The sequence below is a fragment of the Pseudomonas sp. Soil_N_39 genome (assembly GCF_057655955.1).
In genome coordinates this window covers 61,014-77,970 of sequence record NZ_JBDGLI010000010.1, presented here as the reverse complement: position 1 = coordinate 77,970, position 16,957 = coordinate 61,014, and the positions used below count along the sequence as shown (strand labels likewise).

17 protein-coding genes and 1 pseudogene are annotated in these 16,957 nt (G+C 48.2%); 7 read left to right on the top strand and 11 right to left on the bottom strand.

Annotated elements, in window-relative coordinates; genetic code table 11:
* Positions 1-43: 43 nt before the first annotated feature.
* A complete protein-coding gene (locus AC3A5O_RS16190; protein ID WP_487753452.1) occupies positions 44-5,374 on the bottom strand; it encodes a TOTE conflict system archaeo-eukaryotic primase domain-containing protein in 5,331 nt (1,776 codons plus the stop codon).
* Positions 5,375-5,800: 426 nt separating this feature from the next.
* Between AC3A5O_RS16190 and AC3A5O_RS16185 the strand changes: the two genes are divergently transcribed.
* On the top strand, positions 5,801-6,187 hold the full coding sequence (locus AC3A5O_RS16185; RefSeq protein ID WP_487753451.1) for a competence protein CoiA: 387 nt from the start codon (positions 5,801-5,803) through the stop codon (positions 6,185-6,187).
* A gap of 105 nt (positions 6,188-6,292) precedes the next feature.
* Complete coding sequence (locus tag AC3A5O_RS16180; RefSeq protein ID WP_487753450.1) at positions 6,293-6,694, top strand: hypothetical protein; 402 nt, start codon at positions 6,293-6,295, stop codon at positions 6,692-6,694.
* 212 nt (positions 6,695-6,906) lie between these two features.
* Here AC3A5O_RS16180 and AC3A5O_RS16175 read toward each other — a convergent pair whose 3' ends face one another.
* Positions 6,907-7,266, bottom strand: a complete 360-nt coding sequence (locus AC3A5O_RS16175; protein ID WP_487753449.1) for a DUF6124 family protein — start codon at positions 7,264-7,266, stop codon at positions 6,907-6,909.
* Between the two features lie 483 nt (positions 7,267-7,749).
* Between AC3A5O_RS16175 and AC3A5O_RS16170 the strand changes: the two genes are divergently transcribed.
* The gene (locus tag AC3A5O_RS16170; RefSeq protein WP_487753448.1) at positions 7,750-8,325 is read left to right on the top strand and encodes a hypothetical protein; all 576 of its coding nucleotides are present in this window, start codon (positions 7,750-7,752) and stop codon (positions 8,323-8,325) included.
* 167 nt (positions 8,326-8,492) lie between these two features.
* On the opposite strand, the gene AC3A5O_RS16165 is transcribed toward AC3A5O_RS16170, so the two are convergent.
* Positions 8,493-8,846, bottom strand: a complete 354-nt coding sequence (locus AC3A5O_RS16165) for a DUF6124 family protein (RefSeq protein WP_487753447.1) — start codon at positions 8,844-8,846, stop codon at positions 8,493-8,495.
* A gap of 490 nt (positions 8,847-9,336) precedes the next feature.
* Here AC3A5O_RS16165 and AC3A5O_RS16160 point away from each other — a divergent pair, with 490 nt between their 5' ends.
* The 3 genes from AC3A5O_RS16160 to AC3A5O_RS16150 all read left to right on the top strand — a co-directional run bounded on the left by AC3A5O_RS16160 (position 9,337) and on the right by AC3A5O_RS16150 (position 11,156).
* Positions 9,337-10,560: a colicin E3/pyocin S6 family cytotoxin gene (locus AC3A5O_RS16160; RefSeq protein WP_487753446.1), complete on the top strand. Its 1,224-nt coding sequence runs from the start codon at positions 9,337-9,339 to the stop codon at positions 10,558-10,560.
* Positions 10,561-10,567: 7 nt separating this feature from the next.
* Positions 10,568-10,822, top strand: coding sequence for a colicin E3-like toxin immunity protein (locus AC3A5O_RS16155; protein WP_487753445.1), 255 nt, complete (start codon positions 10,568-10,570; stop codon positions 10,820-10,822).
* A 67-nt stretch (positions 10,823-10,889) separates the two neighbouring features.
* A complete protein-coding gene (locus tag AC3A5O_RS16150) occupies positions 10,890-11,156 on the top strand; it encodes a Rho-binding antiterminator (RefSeq protein ID WP_487753444.1) in 267 nt (88 codons plus the stop codon).
* Positions 11,157-11,242: 86 nt separating this feature from the next.
* Here AC3A5O_RS16150 and AC3A5O_RS16145 read toward each other — a convergent pair whose 3' ends face one another.
* The 3 genes and pseudogenes from AC3A5O_RS16145 to AC3A5O_RS16135 form a co-directional block, all read right to left on the bottom strand.
* On the bottom strand, positions 11,243-11,473 hold the full coding sequence (locus AC3A5O_RS16145; RefSeq protein WP_487753443.1) for a DUF6429 family protein: 231 nt from the start codon (positions 11,471-11,473) through the stop codon (positions 11,243-11,245).
* A gap of 62 nt (positions 11,474-11,535) precedes the next feature.
* A complete protein-coding gene (locus AC3A5O_RS16140) occupies positions 11,536-11,811 on the bottom strand; it encodes a DUF2442 domain-containing protein (protein ID WP_487753442.1) in 276 nt (91 codons plus the stop codon).
* 43 nt (positions 11,812-11,854) lie between these two features.
* Positions 11,855-12,037, bottom strand: a pseudogene (locus tag AC3A5O_RS16135) (DUF6124 family protein); the annotation flags it as partial.
* 367 nt (positions 12,038-12,404) lie between these two features.
* On the opposite strand from AC3A5O_RS16135, the gene AC3A5O_RS16130 reads away from it, so the two are divergent.
* Positions 12,405-13,694, top strand: a complete 1,290-nt coding sequence (locus tag AC3A5O_RS16130) for a colicin-like pore-forming protein (RefSeq protein WP_487753441.1) — start codon at positions 12,405-12,407, stop codon at positions 13,692-13,694.
* Positions 13,695-13,705: 11 nt separating this feature from the next.
* On the opposite strand, the gene AC3A5O_RS16125 is transcribed toward AC3A5O_RS16130, so the two are convergent.
* The 5 genes from AC3A5O_RS16125 to AC3A5O_RS16105 form a co-directional block, all read right to left on the bottom strand.
* The gene (locus tag AC3A5O_RS16125; RefSeq protein WP_487753440.1) at positions 13,706-14,053 is read right to left on the bottom strand and encodes a colicin E1 family microcin immunity protein; all 348 of its coding nucleotides are present in this window, start codon (positions 14,051-14,053) and stop codon (positions 13,706-13,708) included.
* Between the two features lie 149 nt (positions 14,054-14,202).
* Positions 14,203-14,556, bottom strand: a complete 354-nt coding sequence (locus tag AC3A5O_RS16120; protein ID WP_487753439.1) for a DUF6124 family protein — start codon at positions 14,554-14,556, stop codon at positions 14,203-14,205.
* A gap of 381 nt (positions 14,557-14,937) precedes the next feature.
* Positions 14,938-15,543 carry a hypothetical protein gene (locus tag AC3A5O_RS16115; RefSeq protein WP_305491728.1) on the bottom strand — a complete coding sequence of 202 codons (606 nt, stop codon included), beginning with the start codon at positions 15,541-15,543 and terminating at the stop codon, positions 14,938-14,940.
* A gap of 115 nt (positions 15,544-15,658) precedes the next feature.
* Positions 15,659-16,144: a DUF3592 domain-containing protein gene (locus AC3A5O_RS16110; protein ID WP_487753438.1), complete on the bottom strand. Its 486-nt coding sequence runs from the start codon at positions 16,142-16,144 to the stop codon at positions 15,659-15,661.
* Between the two features lie 222 nt (positions 16,145-16,366).
* On the bottom strand, positions 16,367-16,933 hold the full coding sequence (locus AC3A5O_RS16105; RefSeq protein WP_305469805.1) for a helix-turn-helix domain-containing protein: 567 nt from the start codon (positions 16,931-16,933) through the stop codon (positions 16,367-16,369).
* Between the last annotated feature and the right edge of the window lie 24 nt (positions 16,934-16,957).

The following is a 16,957-nucleotide window of genomic DNA, read 5'->3' as shown; positions in this document are numbered from 1 at the left end:
TTAGCACAAAAGCCCACCCTCAATGACAAACAAAACTAAAGCGTTATTTTTTAACTGGAACAGCCTCAAGAACCCTTTCAAATGGTGAACAATGCCTATCATGCGAAAGCCCCAAAGCGAGAAAGGCGAAACATTTTTTTGGCAACGATCGGTATCGAGCAACCAAATTTAATCTATCGATATTATTAAAGTCTCGAATATCAAAATTTCCGTCAAGAGCTAGAAATAGCTCACTAAGACTCTCCTTCCGCTGAAACAATACGCGCAATAATTTTTTATCACGCTCACTAATTTCTAAGGAGGTGCCAAATAAAGCGTTACATCCTATATCTCTCCCTCCGAATGCTCGAACCTCAACATTCGGATTTAAAAACTCCCTACACTCCATAGCGATACGTTCTAAACCTATAGAAGTATAAAAAACCTGACATAAATTTAAAAACTTTATTCCCTTTAGCTTCACAGCGAGAGCCGCCATTTCACTCTCGCCATAAGAGTAATAGTTTTCGTTTAAACCACCGCCACCCGCATAAAATCTTAAAGCCTTTATAACCTGCCCACCTGAAATAATATTGTCTACGATTAACGTCACCTCATGAGCTCCTGCTTCAATACTGCAAGGGTGAAATTTATCGATAATGCGACCAACATTTAGATCTTTAAAAAGGATACGATGAGCCCCATTAAAATCCCCAATATTTTTTATAAAAAAAGCATTTTTCGATTTCGTTGCAAGTAACGTCCGCACGGCTGAAATGAAAGCGTCAACATCTTCCGCACTCATCGTAATGTGACCAGCGATAAGAGCGCATAATCCTTCATGGAATTTCTTAGGTATGCCGGAAAGCCATCGCCGAAGAATGTTTTCAGCAACAGAAGTAGAAACATCCCTATTATAAGAAATATTTTTTATAGCTTTGGCAAACTGATTCAGATGAGAAGACACCTCTTCGAGTTGATAGACTGGATACGTTGTCGAAACAACCAAATTTTTCGGAAGACTAGCGAAACGAGACTTAACTGAAGAATACATTTTGCTAATAGAGGGGCTTATAGGCAGTAAAACGCTAACCTCTCCTTTTTTGATTGCGTAAATGTGATCCGAAGACCTTAGAACATAGGAATGGATCGACGAGTTAAATAGCTGAAGCTCACCCACTCCATAATTTAAAACAAAGGTGTTATCAAACGTCGACTCTATCTGAGCATAGACAACCAATCTTTCGGTATGCCTAACATCAACCCTCACTTTATAAAAATCGGCCAAACTAATATCAATCCCGAGACTCTTATCGGCCTCCAGTATAGCTTCTACACGAGATAGATACTCTTTAACATCCAAATCAAGGAAAAAGCGCAGAGTTGGTGCGATGCATTGCACTACTCGCCCCAAAGCTTTAGAGATAACAGCAAACATCATGCCCGGCGTAGAATCACTGATATCATCCTCGCTCGATACACAATATATCGATTTATCTCCGCCACTTTTGTTAAAACGATCATAAACATCTACAAATCTTTCTAGCAGTCTTTCATCTTTTTCGAATATTTGATAAAGAGCTGAAGCCATAGCCAGATCTAGATATAGCGAGGTATCAATAACTGGCAGCTTTTCAAGTTCCGCCTTCGCCAGCACTAAAAAATCATATGAATTTATGTAATCCCCTAAGTTAGATAGATACTTCTCTCTAACGCACTCAAGTACCGAGTCAGCACCATCAGAAAAGTCCAAGCAAAATAGACATGATATGAAATATTTCTGGTCATTCGGATATGACGTTACATCGCCACTTGGCTGCTCTCTTAAGAGCCGAGGTAAATTACCTAATTCCTTTGTAAACGGAGTCAAGCTATCAGAGCAAAGAAGCCGCTCATCGCTAAATATATTTGGATACGCCCCACCTTTAAACTGCTCAATTAAAATCAAAAAAATATCTAGCTTCTCGAGAACAGTTTTTCCTTCTAAAACCTGCCTCAATGATCTGTTGGCAGTGGCATTGTACACTGCAACTTTTTCACCATACCCATTTTGATAAGTCGTAACGTTCGAAGCTTCGACAAAATCACTTTCGTTTTTTCTTATAAGAATTTCGTTATTTTTCTTGAGAATTATACAATTATTTTCGAAAGCGTTTTTCTCGAACCAATTCCTACTTGGGAAAAAATGCACACCATCATTTTCAATAACCCACCTATAAAAAAAACCTCTTTCTTTAAGTCCCTCTAGTGCAACACTGATATCAACTAAATTTTTTATTGTAGAGTTTCCAGCGAGAAATATTATTATTGCCCCATGAAACATCTCAAACAAATTGCTCCTATCGGTAACTCCCCGACAAATAGACCCATCTATAATGGCAGTAATTACCACATTACTCTTCGGATGACTCACACTTAAATCAGGCAACCTTTTAAACCAATTATCAGGCTTTAGCGGGGTATTATAATTATCAATCTCGTTGAAAAGTTCGATACAGTAGACCCAAGCGGACTTTAAAACATCCAGATCCTCATTAACATCCGACAACGAAAAAAGACATAGGAGATGATAAAATCTAGTCGCAGGCAACTCGTAAACAAGAGCAGGAAACTTAGAAACAACTAATAAATTTAGACGTGACGCGTTAGAAATCTTTGCATAAAATATTCGCGCTAGCAAATTTAAAGATCCAGAAGAAACACTTGGACACATACTCAACGGGTATAGATAGCTTACAAATTTGGATAGCGATTGCTCGGCATTTAAACTTAAAGCCAATCGTTCGATCAGTGCAGAGTCAATGTGCAACTCTATCGGATCATTATAATCCGAAAGCGCGATCAAGATAACGTCCACCTCGACATCATTTATATTTATATCAACACCATGCACCAACTTCAATCGACAAATATTCTCTTGAACCAACCGAGTTTTCTCGAGCCTCGAGATCACATCAATAAGCACGATATCGAAAGCCACGCGACCTTGGCTTATAGAGCCTATTTGCGACAGAACCACACTGGTAAAAACTTCAGACTGCAGTGAATTGTAATGCTCAATTTGCGTGAGCAATCCCCATCGCTCTGGCCCTTCTACTACAAAATTAAAAAGATGCCTATACAAACTCCCTCTACCAATGCCTGACTTTAAGGTAGGGATTACTTTTTCGACTTTAAGATGGTCTACTTCAGACACTCCCGATAAATGAGAAAAGACAAACGCAAGGTCATCGTCACAAGTATCAGCCTGGATAATATTGATAAATTCATTTATCGCAAGATTTTTCTGAGTATCTGTTGCCTGCTCATAATTGCGAGAAGCTCGATCTACGGCATATTTTGATTGGGCCCTGTAGCGCTGGAAGTCTTCTGAAAAATTACAAATTTGCGTTATACTTGTTTTTTCGTCGTTAACAACCAAACCAAGATTCTGGACCAGCCCTTTTAATGCAATTAATTGCTCTTTAGCTTCTGACTCAGTCCTACATATAATGAACACATCATCAACATATCGCCGATAAAAAAGCACCTCTCCACCTTTGAGGGCTTGCTCAAAAACGGAGTCTATATTATCGAGATATAGTTCCGCTAAGAATCTAGCATAAGCAGGCCCCTGTGGCAGCCCTCTGCCTGTCCCGCCAACTGAGAAAACTGAATTCATCTGGAACAGAATATTAATTAATTTATAGTAGCCAAGAGTTGAGTCAGCATCTAAAGTCGCTAACTTCTTGTCAATTTTTTCGTTAACCCCTCCAAGCAAAAGCCTCTTAATCGGTTCGTGCGGAACCTCATCGTAAAATCTTGATATATCAGCTTTTACGACATAAAAATTTTCGTTAGCCAAATCATCAACTATCAAACTAATCCCTGCAACAAACTCAACCCAAAGATTAAGCCACGGCTTGAATATATATCGATCTTTAAATCCGGGATTAACTTGATAGCCATAGGAGTTATCACTAGGCTTAAAATCAAAAAAGTAAATTAACTGCTTTAAAATTACCGATGTAGTTAAGCGTTCGACTGCACCCAAAGTTATAAGCTTTCGCTGTTTGCTCGACTCATTTCTAGTATGTACGTAGTAATCTACTTCAGAAAAGTCAGCTACGAAGCTATCTACTTGAGACAACAACTCCACGCCATCTCCATTTGACAGGTAAGAAATTAATCTCGCAGACTGGACCTCGTCATTTTGAAATATATAATTAATTTCAGCAGCCCTTGTCACCTCAATATCATCTAGAGAAAAATCAAAAAGCCCATTAACATAATGACTAAAAGAAGGTATGCATGCATATAGCAACTCCTCTAACGATAGTGCCACATCGAACTTTTCACCGGTTACATTTTCTATCTGCTGTTGCGAGGGAAAATGGAATGACTGAAGCTTTCTCAAAGCTTTTTTTGATTTTTCCTCGTCATAATTTGAGGTTTTTGAGAAAACCTTCAGCAAGAAAAACTCGCCTAGATGATTATACTTGGAAGACTTTAGATTTACAAAAATCCCGACTAATAGCATCCTTTCAGCGTGACTTAATTGTTTGTCTACCAAAAACCTTTCAGCTAATTTCTTTAGCGGTCTATGCTTTTCCCAATGTTTTATTAACTCATTAACACTAAGCGAATCTTGACTTACAACTATAGACTTAACTCTAGCCGCCGACATACTAGAGTCCTGACTCAAATCGAAAAATACGCCTAATACTTTCTCAGTTTTCGCCTTAGAAATTTCTTTTTTGTTCTGTAAAATACTTAGCTGTTGATCGAGTATTTCAGCAGTCAGATTACTAATATTAACCTTGCTTTCAGACTTATTTTGATCAGGGGCCAGAAGGGAGTAACAACCAGTTTTAACATGTTTCGAAAGTGGTATTTTCACACCTACACCGACTCCTCCGGAGGGAGTCCTTGTCTTTGGAAAGAGATCGATAGCAATCATCCCTGACTCTGATGTAGATATAAACCTTGCTCTAATAGTTAGCGTAATTTCATATGCAACTCTATAGCTAATTCTTTCTGAAAAAAGTATCCAAACATGCATCCCCCGCTGGCCAGAGAACTCTAACAAATATGGTATTTCAATTTGCTTTAACTTCTCGCAAAATGAATCAACAGCCGCATTCAACTCTTCCATTGCTGATAAAAAAACATCTGAAGCCAGGAAGTCTTTTTTAACGTCAAAATCGAAACACAACCAATTCACAGATGAGTCGATATTTTTCTGATAAGCCCCAATCGCCGCACAAGCAGTTATACTTTCCCTGACAACTGAGGAAGTTAACGCCCCGCTACGCCTAACATAATTTCCATCCGGCATTTGCTTTATATGAAAGTTCTGGTCCGTCGCAAAAATATTACTGAGCAAATCGGATATCGCCTTCTCTTGCTCTAACATAAGATTCCCTTCAGCAATCCAACTTTTATATAACTTATGTTGTAGATCCCCGCCTTTCCCACTAGCACTTGTGCATGCCTTCTTGTGAAAGGAAGTGACTAATGAATCACACCCTCGGGGCGTAGCGGACGTAAGCCATTCCCTTAAGACGACTGGGCTCACTGATCATCGCTTTTTCGGGTCTAGACCACAAGCCAGTTGCGAGCACCATTTCAGCGTAGAACATTCACTTCCGGAATGAGACGCGCTTTATTTGGCTGTAGCAATCGTGGCCGAGATGCAGTTCGTTCCCGTAAGTGGTCCTCCACTGTGCTGGCCCACCAACAGCGTCAATCGAACAGCCAAAGAAAATAAATTCGCCATGAATGAAGGCGACCTGGCTTATTCAGCTACATTTGATTCGCATCATCAAAAGAGGAGACGGCCATGCCATCAATGGAAATAGCGCTTGTAAACGGAGCGCGCGCAGCGCCAGCGCCTGGCCTGAAAGGCGAGTGTCCATTGTGTGGAAAGCCCGCACAGGCGAAATGCGGCCCAATCATTCGCTGGCACTGGGCACACACCGGCCGTCGACACTGCGACCCTTGGATGGAAAATGAGGGCCCTTGGCATCGCGCATGGAAAGCGTTATTTCCATTCGAGTGGCAGGAGGTGGTCGCCTACGACCACACTGGAGAAAAGCATATTGCGGACGTGAAGCGGCCAGACGGAACAGTGGTTGAGCTGCAAAACTCGCCGATGAGCATTGAAGAAATGCAAAGCCGGGAGGATTTCTATGGGGACCGAATGATGTGGATAGTGAACGCCGAGTAATTTCGCGGCCAGATATACATCCAAGAAGCTCTCCCTGATCCTAACGCGGAGTTCGTCGCAGACTTGGTTTTCGCTCAGCCGAGCGCAGATTCAAGGCGCAATAACGTGATCATCCAAGGGGATGGACAAAGCCTGATGTTCTTCCGCAGGTCCGACATTGGGTCAGACGGCAAACCTACGTATCAGCTTCACTCAGGGCAAAGCCTGGGCGATCTGGTGGTTAGAAATTATGCAGGTCATCATCTTTGCTTTTGGCTGAAGCCGCGCGAAGTTTGGAAGAGAGCGAAACGCTTGGTCATATTCGACTTTGGAGGCGAAACCATGTGGGCGGTTTGCCATTACGGTGTTGATGCGTTTTTCTGTGTCCGACGTGTATCAAAAAGCACACTGGTCCAATCGTTATTGGATGGCGACGAGCCGGTTCTATCGGAGAAGGTCATCCCGATCGCGCCATACATGAATTGGATGAAGCCGGCTGGGCTTCGACCATCCTTTGACGGAAAGTGAGATTCGCATGAGACGGAACCCAATCCGGCCAGTCGATTACTGAGGGCCGCAGAACCTAGTAACGAAGCCTGGGGCAAGCGGTGGCAGAACCGCAACGAGGAGACCTAGTCTGACAAACTTGAACTCACTGCATTGCAACGGTCTTCCTCGAACATAAAAAAGGTCTTGCTGGGCAAGACCTTTTTCCAATCTTGGTAGCGTAATATTGCAGCCTACCTCACCTCAACAATATCCAAAGCCCGATTCGCCAACAGCTCACTTACCTCAATCACCTGCAAAATCCCCAAGGCAACCCGCCGCCGTGACCCATCCAGATCAAACGCCAAATCACTGATCATAGCATTCGCCGAAGCCAGGTTCTCACTGAGATTCGCAAGCAAACACTCAGAATCCACACTCGGATCAATGCGAAAAATGGAGTCGGACTTGTCAGACGTTTCGCTCTTAGGCTTGGGTTTCAGGTAGTAATCCAACGCGCGGGTGGCCGCGTCGTCGAGCTTTTTATTGCGAGCCGTTTGGGCACGAGATGTGGGTTCATCTGTAACTGGAGGATTCGGTGTAATTTTGACCATAGCCTTAGCTCTCTTTGGTTGAGGCTACTTCCCGTTCGCGACTAAACGATTGGGAGGCAGCTGTACGCAGGTTAGTCGACCGACGAGCTAAGAAATCGGCGCGCCCGGAGGCGCCCTGCGCACAGCCACCATCGAGTGCAGGGATGGGGATTCCTGACTGATGGACGCTTGAGCGACTTAGCAACGACGGGCGACTAAACCCGATCACTGGTGAGCAGTGACAGGTCCCAAACTACCGACGCAATCCAAGGCGAACAAGCCGGCGGATTCTGGCGTAGTTGTAGGCAAAGGCGCAAGGCGACGTCGGCTGACGAGTTGCGGGCGCCCAGTGACTGACAGCCACGACTGACACACCTACCTTTTCTCTGGGGCAGATTGGCATACTGTCGAAATACTCACAAAAACACCCATCCACCACATGAACCACGCTGCCTTCCGCCAGGATGAATACGCGGCACATCGTGATGACTGCCGAGACTGAACATGCCATCCAGCCCAGCATCAAACCTTGCATTTTCCACGGGTTCGATCACGACTGCCTTCCCGTCTGATCTTTCGCTCAGGGCTGAGGGCCTATACCAAATATTAGGAAACACCAGCCTAGCAACACACCCAGGTATTGAGATCAAAGTATGCGGCGAGGATTTAGTCATTCCCTATCGAATCCATCATGAGGGCGATGAGCAGGAATATTTACAGCTAAATGGGCTCCAGAGCGTCATGTACTCTTGCGTCCTGACAAGGCATCACGATGGCCATATCAGACACCGTCAGCTCAAGCAAATCCTGTCGGTGTCAGAGCCCTGGGTCGTCCCATTCGTGATGCAGCTTACTGGCGAGTACGTAATGGAAATACTCGATACCTGCGAAGCTCATCTGCCAACACTCAATCCGGAGTTGTACGGGGATTTTATCAAGGACAACCCGAAATATTTCAAAGCGCTACAGGATCGGATGATCAGCTACTGGGATTGCTACTACCGCCACCTGTATAAGTACCGGCAAGACTACGTGGGGTTTCGGTTGTTCGAGCACTTTCGCACGCTCGCAAGGGAATAGATGGTAAGCCAAGGCACGTCAGCGTGTATCCCCGCATTGATCCCTAACTGCAGAATTCGTCTACAAGGCACGGTTTGTATGGCATGTACGAGTCTCCCTCGGGCACAAAAAAAGGCCTTGCTAGGCAAGACCTTTTTCCGATCCGGGCGGCATGTAGGGCTGCTGCCCTACCTCACCTCGACAATATCCAAAGCCCGATTCGCCAACAGCTCACTCACCTCAATCACCTGCAAAATCCCCATCGCAACACGTCGTCGCGACCCATCCAGATCAAACGCCAAATCACTGATCATGGCATTCGCCGAAGCCAGGTTCTCACTGAGATTTGCAAGTAAACACTCAGAATCCACACCCGGATCAATCCGAAAAATGGAGTCCGACTTATCAGACGTTTCGCTCTTAGGCTTCAGGTAGTAATCCAACGCTCGCGTAGCAGCGTCATCGATTTTCTTGTTGCGAGCAGACTGAGCACGGGAGACGTGTTCGTTCGTATCAGGGGGATTCGGAGTATCTTTTGCCATTACCTTGTTTCCTGTAGTTGGAGCCATCACCCGCTCGCGACTAAACGATGGGAGGCAGCTGTACGCAGGTTAGTCGACCGGGGAAACAAGAAACCGGCGCGTCCGAGGACGCCCTGCGCACAGCCACCATCGAGTGCAGGATGGGAATCCCGACTGGATGACGCCTTGCACAACCTGTTTCACCCCGGGCGACTAAACCCGATCACTGATGAGCAGTGACAGGTCCCAAACTACCGACGCAGCCCAAGGCGAACAAGCCGGCGGATTCTGGCGTAGTTGTAGGCAAAGGCGCAAGGCGACGTCGGCTCGCGAGTTGCGGTTGCCGAATGACTGACAGCCCCATCTGACGCTTCAGATTGTTCCGGCCCTCAATAGCCAGCCCTACCTGTTTTGAGGAAACCGGAACAACCACTTCAAGAATCCTCCTACATCGCGCCCCTCTCTTCCCGCGTTAGCGTCTGTCCTGCATTTAGCGGACGAGATTCACTACGTGGCGACACGCAAAAAAGACATCCCCCAGGTTCGAAACCCGCCCGGTGGCGACGGGCATCACCTCACTTATCGGGACATGAGCGCCAGTGAACTGGCCGAGCGTGACGCGCTACAGCAGGCTTATGAAGCCATGCTTGCCCGGCAAACAGCCTACGAACAAGCGCGCTGGGCCACGGTGGATAACAAGTCGTTGTCCAGCGTAACCGGAAGTGTGTTTGCCAAGAGCTGCAAGCTCCCCAACGGCATCATCGATTACAGCAACCCCAACGGCTACGTCCCGGCGGACCTGGTCAAGCAGTACGGCGATCTCATGTGGCTGGGCGGTCGGAGCGCCGACCCATCCGGGGCCATCCCCCTCAAGCGGATTAGCGCGGGCGCGGTTCCGGTTAACTTGGGTCGGTTGGCGCTGGGCGGTTCGGCAACTTCCACGGTTGCCGCTGCCGGCGGCACCGTTGGCGCAGCCCTGCTGACCGGTGTCGTTGCCCTGCTCTGGCCCTCCAGCCTGGGCGACAGCGCGCTTTACAGCGAAGACCAGCTACGCGACCTCAAGCAAGCCCGCAGTCGCATGCGCTTGAGCGTCGAGCAGCAGGCTGACGGCAGCCTCAAGGGGTATGGCTTCTATACCGGCCAGCATCCCGATTGGGAAATGGTCGACGTTGTCCAGTTCACCCCGCGAGCCGATCAGTTCATCGCCGACTTGGGTGACGGCATCGAACTGATCTGGACGCCGGCCACCAACCCGTCCGACACCCTCGGCATCCCCGCTCTGGAAGCGGCGCCCCAAGCACCACCCATCTGGATTTACCCGCCGACGCCGATGGCCGACAGCATCATCGTCGACCCAATCTATCCGCCGGAGTACAAGGATTTCATTCTGGTGTTCCCGGCGGATTCGGGGGTTCGACCGGTTTATGTCGTGGTCTCTGTCAGGCGAAGCGGTAACGCCGACCATGACTATCATCCAGCCCCAGAAACCGAAGAAATTACCGGCTTTCCAAATCTAAAATCGGTAAAAAAGAAAACACCAAAACAAGCAGGGGCAGGACTTAGAGAACGGTGGGCTGATCCTAAAGGAAGGACCATTTATGAATGGGACTCCAGACATGGAGAGCTAGAGGCATATCGTGCAAGCGACGGAAGCCATTTAGGCGCGTTCGATCACGAGACGGGTGTGCAAGTAGGTCCGGCCAGAAAAAACCGCAACATCAAAAAATATTTGTGAGGACTCGATGGGCTTAAAACTAAGATTGGATTGGTACGACAAAAAAACCGAGTTGGGTGAAGGCAAAGAATATTCGAACGACATGGGAGATGACGTATCGGTAATCTCCGCGTTGAATCTGGAAAGCGAACCAGAAATTTATGACGGGGGCTTTGATGTGCGCGCCGAATGGATACCTATCATCCAGCCCTTCTTTGGGCATTCAATCGCCCCAGAAAAATTCGATTATCAAATTGCATTTCGATACCGGACCAATTGGTAAAAAAACCGACTAGTCACCCGCCCATCCAACACGCTTGAGATTTATCCCGAAAGAGACGAGGCATGAGATGAGTACCTATAAACCGTTGCACTGCGACCTGCACGACTACCTGGAGATTGCCTGCCTGTGCGGCTACACGCTGGATATCGAGCTGACTGACGGCCAACGCCTGACAGCCCGTGCGATCACCACACGGACCTCTTCCACGCGGGAAGAGTTTCTAGAAGTCGAAACCACGGACGGCCGCCAGGAGATTCGCCTCGATCACTTATTGGCGATTGCGCCGCTGGATAAGAGCGCCAGGTTTGGCCGCGTTGTGCTGGGCGACGAATGATCACCGAACATGGAATTAGCTGAAGCCAAGCTTTCGCTATGGGTTGCTATGGCTTCCGGCGATCAATCACGAGTCGACGCGCACCCTCAACTCTTCTTTCCAAACAACCGCTCGGCAATCTGCCGACCTCGCTCCAACCCTTCTTCCGTCAACCAGATCGACTTGTTCTTGTTTACCGGGTCGCTGATGAGACCTTCTTCATGCAATCGATTCATGACCTCGAAGTCGAAACCTTTCCAGGCATTGCCGCTGTCGGAGCTGAAGGCTGCCAGCAAGGCGAGCACAGCTTCTTCTATCAATCTGTCGTCGTATTCCATGGTCGCTGCTCCGCTCGTGTTAGCAGGTAGCGCCGATTTTACGCTTCAGCGCTCCTTAAACCTTATCCAATCATCACCTCACCGGCTTGCTCCAGTGCCAACCGATGCACGGTGACAGCCGCCAGTTCCAAGTCATCACCCCAGCTCACATCAAAGCCCCATTCGCCTACTTGAGCGGTGCGGAACAACGAAAGGTCCTCTAGAACCTTGAGTACCGGAAATTGCCGGATGTGTTCCCGCAGGTCAACGTCGTAGTGCTTACCGTCGGCAAATTCCACCTGCAAAGCATGTTTGCCGGGGACAGGCTTCACGCTACTGATTCTGGCTTTGCTGATCATGGGTCAGCTCCTACGACTGTGTTCATTCCACACACACTGCAGGTCAGCGGTGTGCTTTACCGCCAACGCTAAGGGGCACCTCAACAATATCCAACGCCCGACTCGCCAACAATTCACTCACCTCAATTACCTGCAAAATCACCAACGCCACACGCCGGCGCGATCTATCTAGATCAAACGCTAAATTACTAATCATCGCGTTCGCCGAAGCCAAATTCTCATGGAGAAAGAATCATTCCCAAGATCAATCCGAAAATAGAGTCGGACTTGTCGGACGTTTCGTTCTTAGGTTTAGGCAGCGGATCAAACACAAGGAAATCTTTGCTAACACATACTACGCCGAACAGGCCCACCGCCATCATATATACAACCTAAGAATAGAATCACTTTCGACCATGATGCGAGACAACCAATTGTCACACCATAAATAATATAAAGCAGGCTCCCGAGCGGAACAATTAAATGGATGTTTAATTCCCGTTTCGACACATGCCTTTTTATGCGACCTTATCTACTTACACCCACCACCCCTTCAAGCCGCACCGGCTTAGGTATTGAACCGACAGTGAGTCAACCCAATTAAAGGATTAAACATGACATCAATAGATCTTCCTGCCATACATATAACAACATATGAATGGGACCCGATTATAAGCCCCTTTGGCTCTGGGGCTGGATTTGGGTCCAGCACATTTGATCGTGAAGGCCCAACAAAAGACGGTATATTTGGCAGGGGCGCTCAAGGAGCACTCTATAATTGGGCACTTGCAAATTATGACGCCATAACAAAAGCCATACAACAAAGCTACTCAGAAAAACATAAAAACCTACCAAAAACATTGGAGTCCGAACTAAGCTCCGCTCGAACCAGCAACAACTTCATCGTTCTACCTCCAAATGAATCCATCATTCGAGAGATAGCGTTACGCGAAGCATTCATTAAGCACAAAGCGACCGAGCTAGCCCAGCAGACCAATTTGGCCAATAAATTTTACGGATCTTCCCCAATCAACAAAACACCGATTGACCTTGCAAGTCGATATCGCGCCCGACAACTGCTCAATACTGTTAAAGCGGCTTGGTCAGATTCGTACACCGCTGCCTTTAATGCAAAATTACTGTCTGAAGGAATTTCTCTCCTAACTGGACAATCTACTGTGCTCAATAGAGAGTTGAAAGCTGTTGAGGCTCGTATTGCTGCGGCCAAAGCCGCTGCTGCAAAAGCAGCGGCCGACAAGGCTGCTGCAGAGGCTACCGCGAAAGCCATCGCCGACAAAGCTGCGGCCGCCGCGAAAGCCGCCGCTGACAAAGCTAAGGCAGATAAGCAAATCGAAGCAGACAACATCAAGGACGATATTCTTTTCGTCACTAATTTTTATAAAGAAGTAGCGGAAAAATTTGGCGAGAAGGCCTCAGACCTAGCTAAAGAGTTAGCTGAAAGCGCTAAAAGCAATAAAATCAGAAGCGCTGACGAAGCAATATACGCATTCAACAAACATAAAGACTCAATACAGAAAAAATTCGGAAAACAAGATCGTGAAGCTATCGCCAGGGCGATAGATTCTTTAGACAAAGAGACACTAGCGAAGAACCTTTCCCGCTTCAGTAAAGGACTGGGTGGGGTTTCGAAAGGCGTTGACCTTGCAGAATTGCTATTAGAATTTGTAAAGGCAACGGACAGTGGCAATTGGAAGCCGTTCCTGATTAAACTGGAAATAATTAGTTTAGGCGCAGCTGCGACTTTCATGGTTGCCGCAATATTTGGAATCGCCGCCACAACACCCATCGGCATATTTACCTTTGCTGTATTAATGGCGGCAACTAGCGCTTATATTGACGAAAAACTAATAGAGAAAATCAACAAGGATATTTTAGGCGCATAGACTTATGGGCGTTATTTTTTTAATGACGCCCTCACAGAAAAAAACCGCATAGCAAACATGAAAAAAATTGGTATAGCTAAAATATAGCAAAACGCATAATACATCACATAAATGCTATTCTTAGCCGTACCCTCTTTAAAAAAACCGCTGTACCAAAACTCTTTCGAAGTGAAATTCAACGCCATTCCTTCTAGGAGTTTTTTGGAAAACGGATAAAGCACTGCGCTTACACCATAGAATACAATTTCCTTGGAGAGCGCGAGACTCCCTGTACTAGGCAGGCTATACCAAGTGCATACACAAACACAGAACATAACCACACCCCAAATGAGATGGGTAAAATAGTATTGCTTATCCATAAATCCGAAATCCCTCTCCTTGATAGTTATACCACTAACGCCACTGCAACTTCTTGGCTATTATTTAACTTCTGCTCACATATCTCTCAAACATAAAGGGCTTTGCTGGGCAAAGCCCTTCCATCTAGGCGGCACGTAGCGCTGCTGCCCTACCTCACCTCAACAATATCCAAAGCCCGATTCGCCAACAGCTCACTCACCTCAATCACCTGCAAAATCCCCAACGCAACCCGCCGCCGCGAACCATCCAGATCAAACGCCAAATCACTGATCATCGCGTTCGCCGAAGCCAAATTCTCACTGAGATTCGCAAGCAAACACTCAGAATCCACACCCGGATCAATCCGAAAAATGGAGTCCGACTTATCAGACGTTTCGCTCTTAGGCTTCAGGTAGTAATCCAACGCCCGCGTGGCAGCGTCATCGATTTTCTTGTTACGGGCAGACTGAGCACGGGAGACGTGTTCATTCGTTTCAGGAGGATTCGGCGTATCTTTTGCCATCGTCTTGTTTCCTGTAGTTGGAGCCATCACCCGCTCGCTGCTAAACGATGGGAGGCAGCTGTACGCAGGTTAGCAGACCGGGGAAACAAGAAACCGGCGCGTCCGGGGACGCCCTGCGCACAGCCACCATCAAGTGCAGGATGGGAATCCTGACTGGATGACGCCTTGCACAACCTGTTTCACCACGAGCTGCTAAACCCGATCACTGATGAGCAGTGACAGGACTCAAACTACCGACGCAACCCCAGGCGGACAAGCCGGCGGATTCTGGCGTAATTGTAGGCAAAGGCGCAAGGCGCTGTGGCTTACGGGCAGAGGTCGCTCGATGCCTGACAGACCCGGCTTACGTTATCCATTTCAGCCGGATACCCGGGCCTCGAATCAAGGTTCCTTGGACGGCTCAGCTATCTGACGATGGGTCGTCACGATGAAGGGCCTGCCCTGCAAGTCCATTTGCTCCAAGACAATCTTGTTCTTCGCAATCTCTCTGATGCGCGCCCGTCCCGATCCACCTTCGGGGTAGATATCACTGAGGTTGGGCATGCTGGGCCGGATGAACTGCGCCACCGTCAAAGGCGAAATGTCTTTGCCGTCTACCGTGTAATTCTTGGGCAACGTCTTCATCTGCTGCAGCGTGAACGACAGGTTTTCGCTATCTGCGCTCCAGGTCCCGGCGCCATTGACGCTGTATTCGAGCCTGTAAGGTTTCGAAGGCTCTGTTCCAACCAGCGCGACCACGCCGCTGACGTTGTAATGGTTGTTGGCGAAGTATTCGATCATGCCCTTGAACTCGAACTGAACACCTTCGGCATTGGGATAGCTGAACTCCTCGGTCCAGCGGCCAATGAAATGGCTTTTGTAGTAGTCGGCCCTCATTTCGGCCAGCCAGGATGAAATGCTGGGAAACCCAGCCAGTAAGCCAACAATCGCCACGATCGCGGCCCAGCTTTTTAGTGAGTACTGCTTGAGTGTTGAGACATCGGTCATCAATAGCTCCTAATCCCTAAGGAGAAAAAAGAAAGGGAAACTGGGGAAGTTTGCCCCCGTTCCCTACGAAGTGAGGTGGGCAGTAGGCTAGCTGAGAACCTAGCCTGCCAGCCTTTTAGTAGGAACGGTCTTCTTCCTTCATGCGGTAAATGCGACCGAACGTCATGAAGGAGATCCACAGGAACACCAACGTCAGCAACACCCCGCCAGCCATGATGAAAAAGCCGGAGCGATACGTATGCAGTTCGGTGGCGATGCTGCTGACTTCGGGAAACCAGCGTGAGTACAGCAGCGGAACTTCGCCACCTACCTCGTACTGGGTGTGTTCGATATAGCGTTGGTCTGGGTATTCGTCTTCGTGGACTCGCTGATCACCGTCGGTGTATCGGTAGTGAATGATCATGCCGTTTTCGTTCATTGGAATGCTTTCAAGTTGCGTCACGGTGCCTTTCACCTCGACGGCACTCCATTGAATCGCTCCGTAGATGATCCCTGAATGTTTTGCCAGGGACGCGAGGAACAAGAGCACACAGCACGCTACGGTAAGCAGGATGATTCGGGTATACAGGTGATCTTTTTCGGCTTCGCGTGGGTAGTACATGTTCCGGTCCTTCGTATGAGATTGCTGCGCAACCTATCGACGGTCGACCGAGCAACTTGAGTTTTATCCAGCGCCGTAACCCCTCCCTCCTAAATTTAGCCGGAGGGGAGAAGCCGGGGTTTGTTTGGGTGGGGACTTTCGAATAAGGGCTGCTGCGCAGCCCAGCGGGAGCAAGCTCCCTCGCCACGGGGGTTTGATGTTTACCCAGTGAGCAACGTGGTGCTAAGCCCCCTCGCCCTTCTCCGACGCTTCATCGCTGTGCACCACCACCAACAACTGCGCCTGAACCTCGCCCACCGACCGCAGGCGATGGGGCTTCTGCGCATTGAAGTGCAAGGCATCGCCACGGTTCAGCAGCACGCGCTCGTTCATGAAGTCCACTTCAACCTGGCCTTCGTGCACGAACAGGAACTCCTCCCCGGTGTGTTCCTTGAACGCGTGGTGAGCGGTGAATTCGCTCGCCGGATAGAGGATGAAGGGCAGCAGGCTGCGCTCGGACACCTGGTGGGCGAGGACCGCGTATTCGGAGCTACCACTGCTCGCCGCCAGCGATTGACGGTCTTCGCTGCGCACCAGGCTGTAGCTGTCGAGGGCGACGTTTTCTTCGGAAAACAATTCCTCGACTTTCACGTTCAGCGCCTTGGCGAGCTTGAGCGCCGTGGCGATGGAGGGCGAGCTCAAGCCCCGCTCCACCTTGGACAGGTAGCTCTTGGTCATCCCGGTTTTCTCGGCCAGGACATCCAGTGTCACCCCGAGTTTTTTCCTGAGCAATTTCAAGCGAATGGACATAGGTAACCAACATTTCCAGGGAAA

Bases quoted from the DNA above. Each gene is read 5' to 3' on its own strand.
- AC3A5O_RS16190 (WP_487753452.1), bottom strand. From the start codon at position 5,374: ATGTTAGAGCAAGAGAAGGCGATATCCGATTTGCTCAGTAATATTTTT.
- AC3A5O_RS16185 (WP_487753451.1), top strand. From the start codon at position 5,801: ATGCCATCAATGGAAATAGCGCTTGTAAACGGAGCGCGCGCAGCGCCA.
- AC3A5O_RS16175 (WP_487753449.1), bottom strand. From the start codon at position 7,266: ATGGTCAAAATTACACCGAATCCTCCAGTTACAGATGAACCCACATCT.
- AC3A5O_RS16170 (WP_487753448.1), top strand. From the start codon at position 7,750: ATGCCATCCAGCCCAGCATCAAACCTTGCATTTTCCACGGGTTCGATC.
- AC3A5O_RS16165 (WP_487753447.1), bottom strand. From the start codon at position 8,846: ATGGCAAAAGATACTCCGAATCCCCCTGATACGAACGAACACGTCTCC.
- AC3A5O_RS16155 (WP_487753445.1), top strand. From the start codon at position 10,568: ATGGGCTTAAAACTAAGATTGGATTGGTACGACAAAAAAACCGAGTTG.
- AC3A5O_RS16150 (WP_487753444.1), top strand. From the start codon at position 10,890: ATGAGTACCTATAAACCGTTGCACTGCGACCTGCACGACTACCTGGAG.
- AC3A5O_RS16145 (WP_487753443.1), bottom strand. From the start codon at position 11,473: ATGGAATACGACGACAGATTGATAGAAGAAGCTGTGCTCGCCTTGCTG.
- AC3A5O_RS16140 (WP_487753442.1), bottom strand. From the start codon at position 11,811: ATGATCAGCAAAGCCAGAATCAGTAGCGTGAAGCCTGTCCCCGGCAAA.
- AC3A5O_RS16130 (WP_487753441.1), top strand. From the start codon at position 12,405: ATGACATCAATAGATCTTCCTGCCATACATATAACAACATATGAATGG.
- AC3A5O_RS16125 (WP_487753440.1), bottom strand. From the start codon at position 14,053: ATGGATAAGCAATACTATTTTACCCATCTCATTTGGGGTGTGGTTATG.
- AC3A5O_RS16120 (WP_487753439.1), bottom strand. From the start codon at position 14,556: ATGGCAAAAGATACGCCGAATCCTCCTGAAACGAATGAACACGTCTCC.
- AC3A5O_RS16115 (WP_305491728.1), bottom strand. From the start codon at position 15,543: ATGACCGATGTCTCAACACTCAAGCAGTACTCACTAAAAAGCTGGGCC.
- AC3A5O_RS16110 (WP_487753438.1), bottom strand. From the start codon at position 16,144: ATGTACTACCCACGCGAAGCCGAAAAAGATCACCTGTATACCCGAATC.
- AC3A5O_RS16105 (WP_305469805.1), bottom strand. From the start codon at position 16,933: ATGTCCATTCGCTTGAAATTGCTCAGGAAAAAACTCGGGGTGACACTG.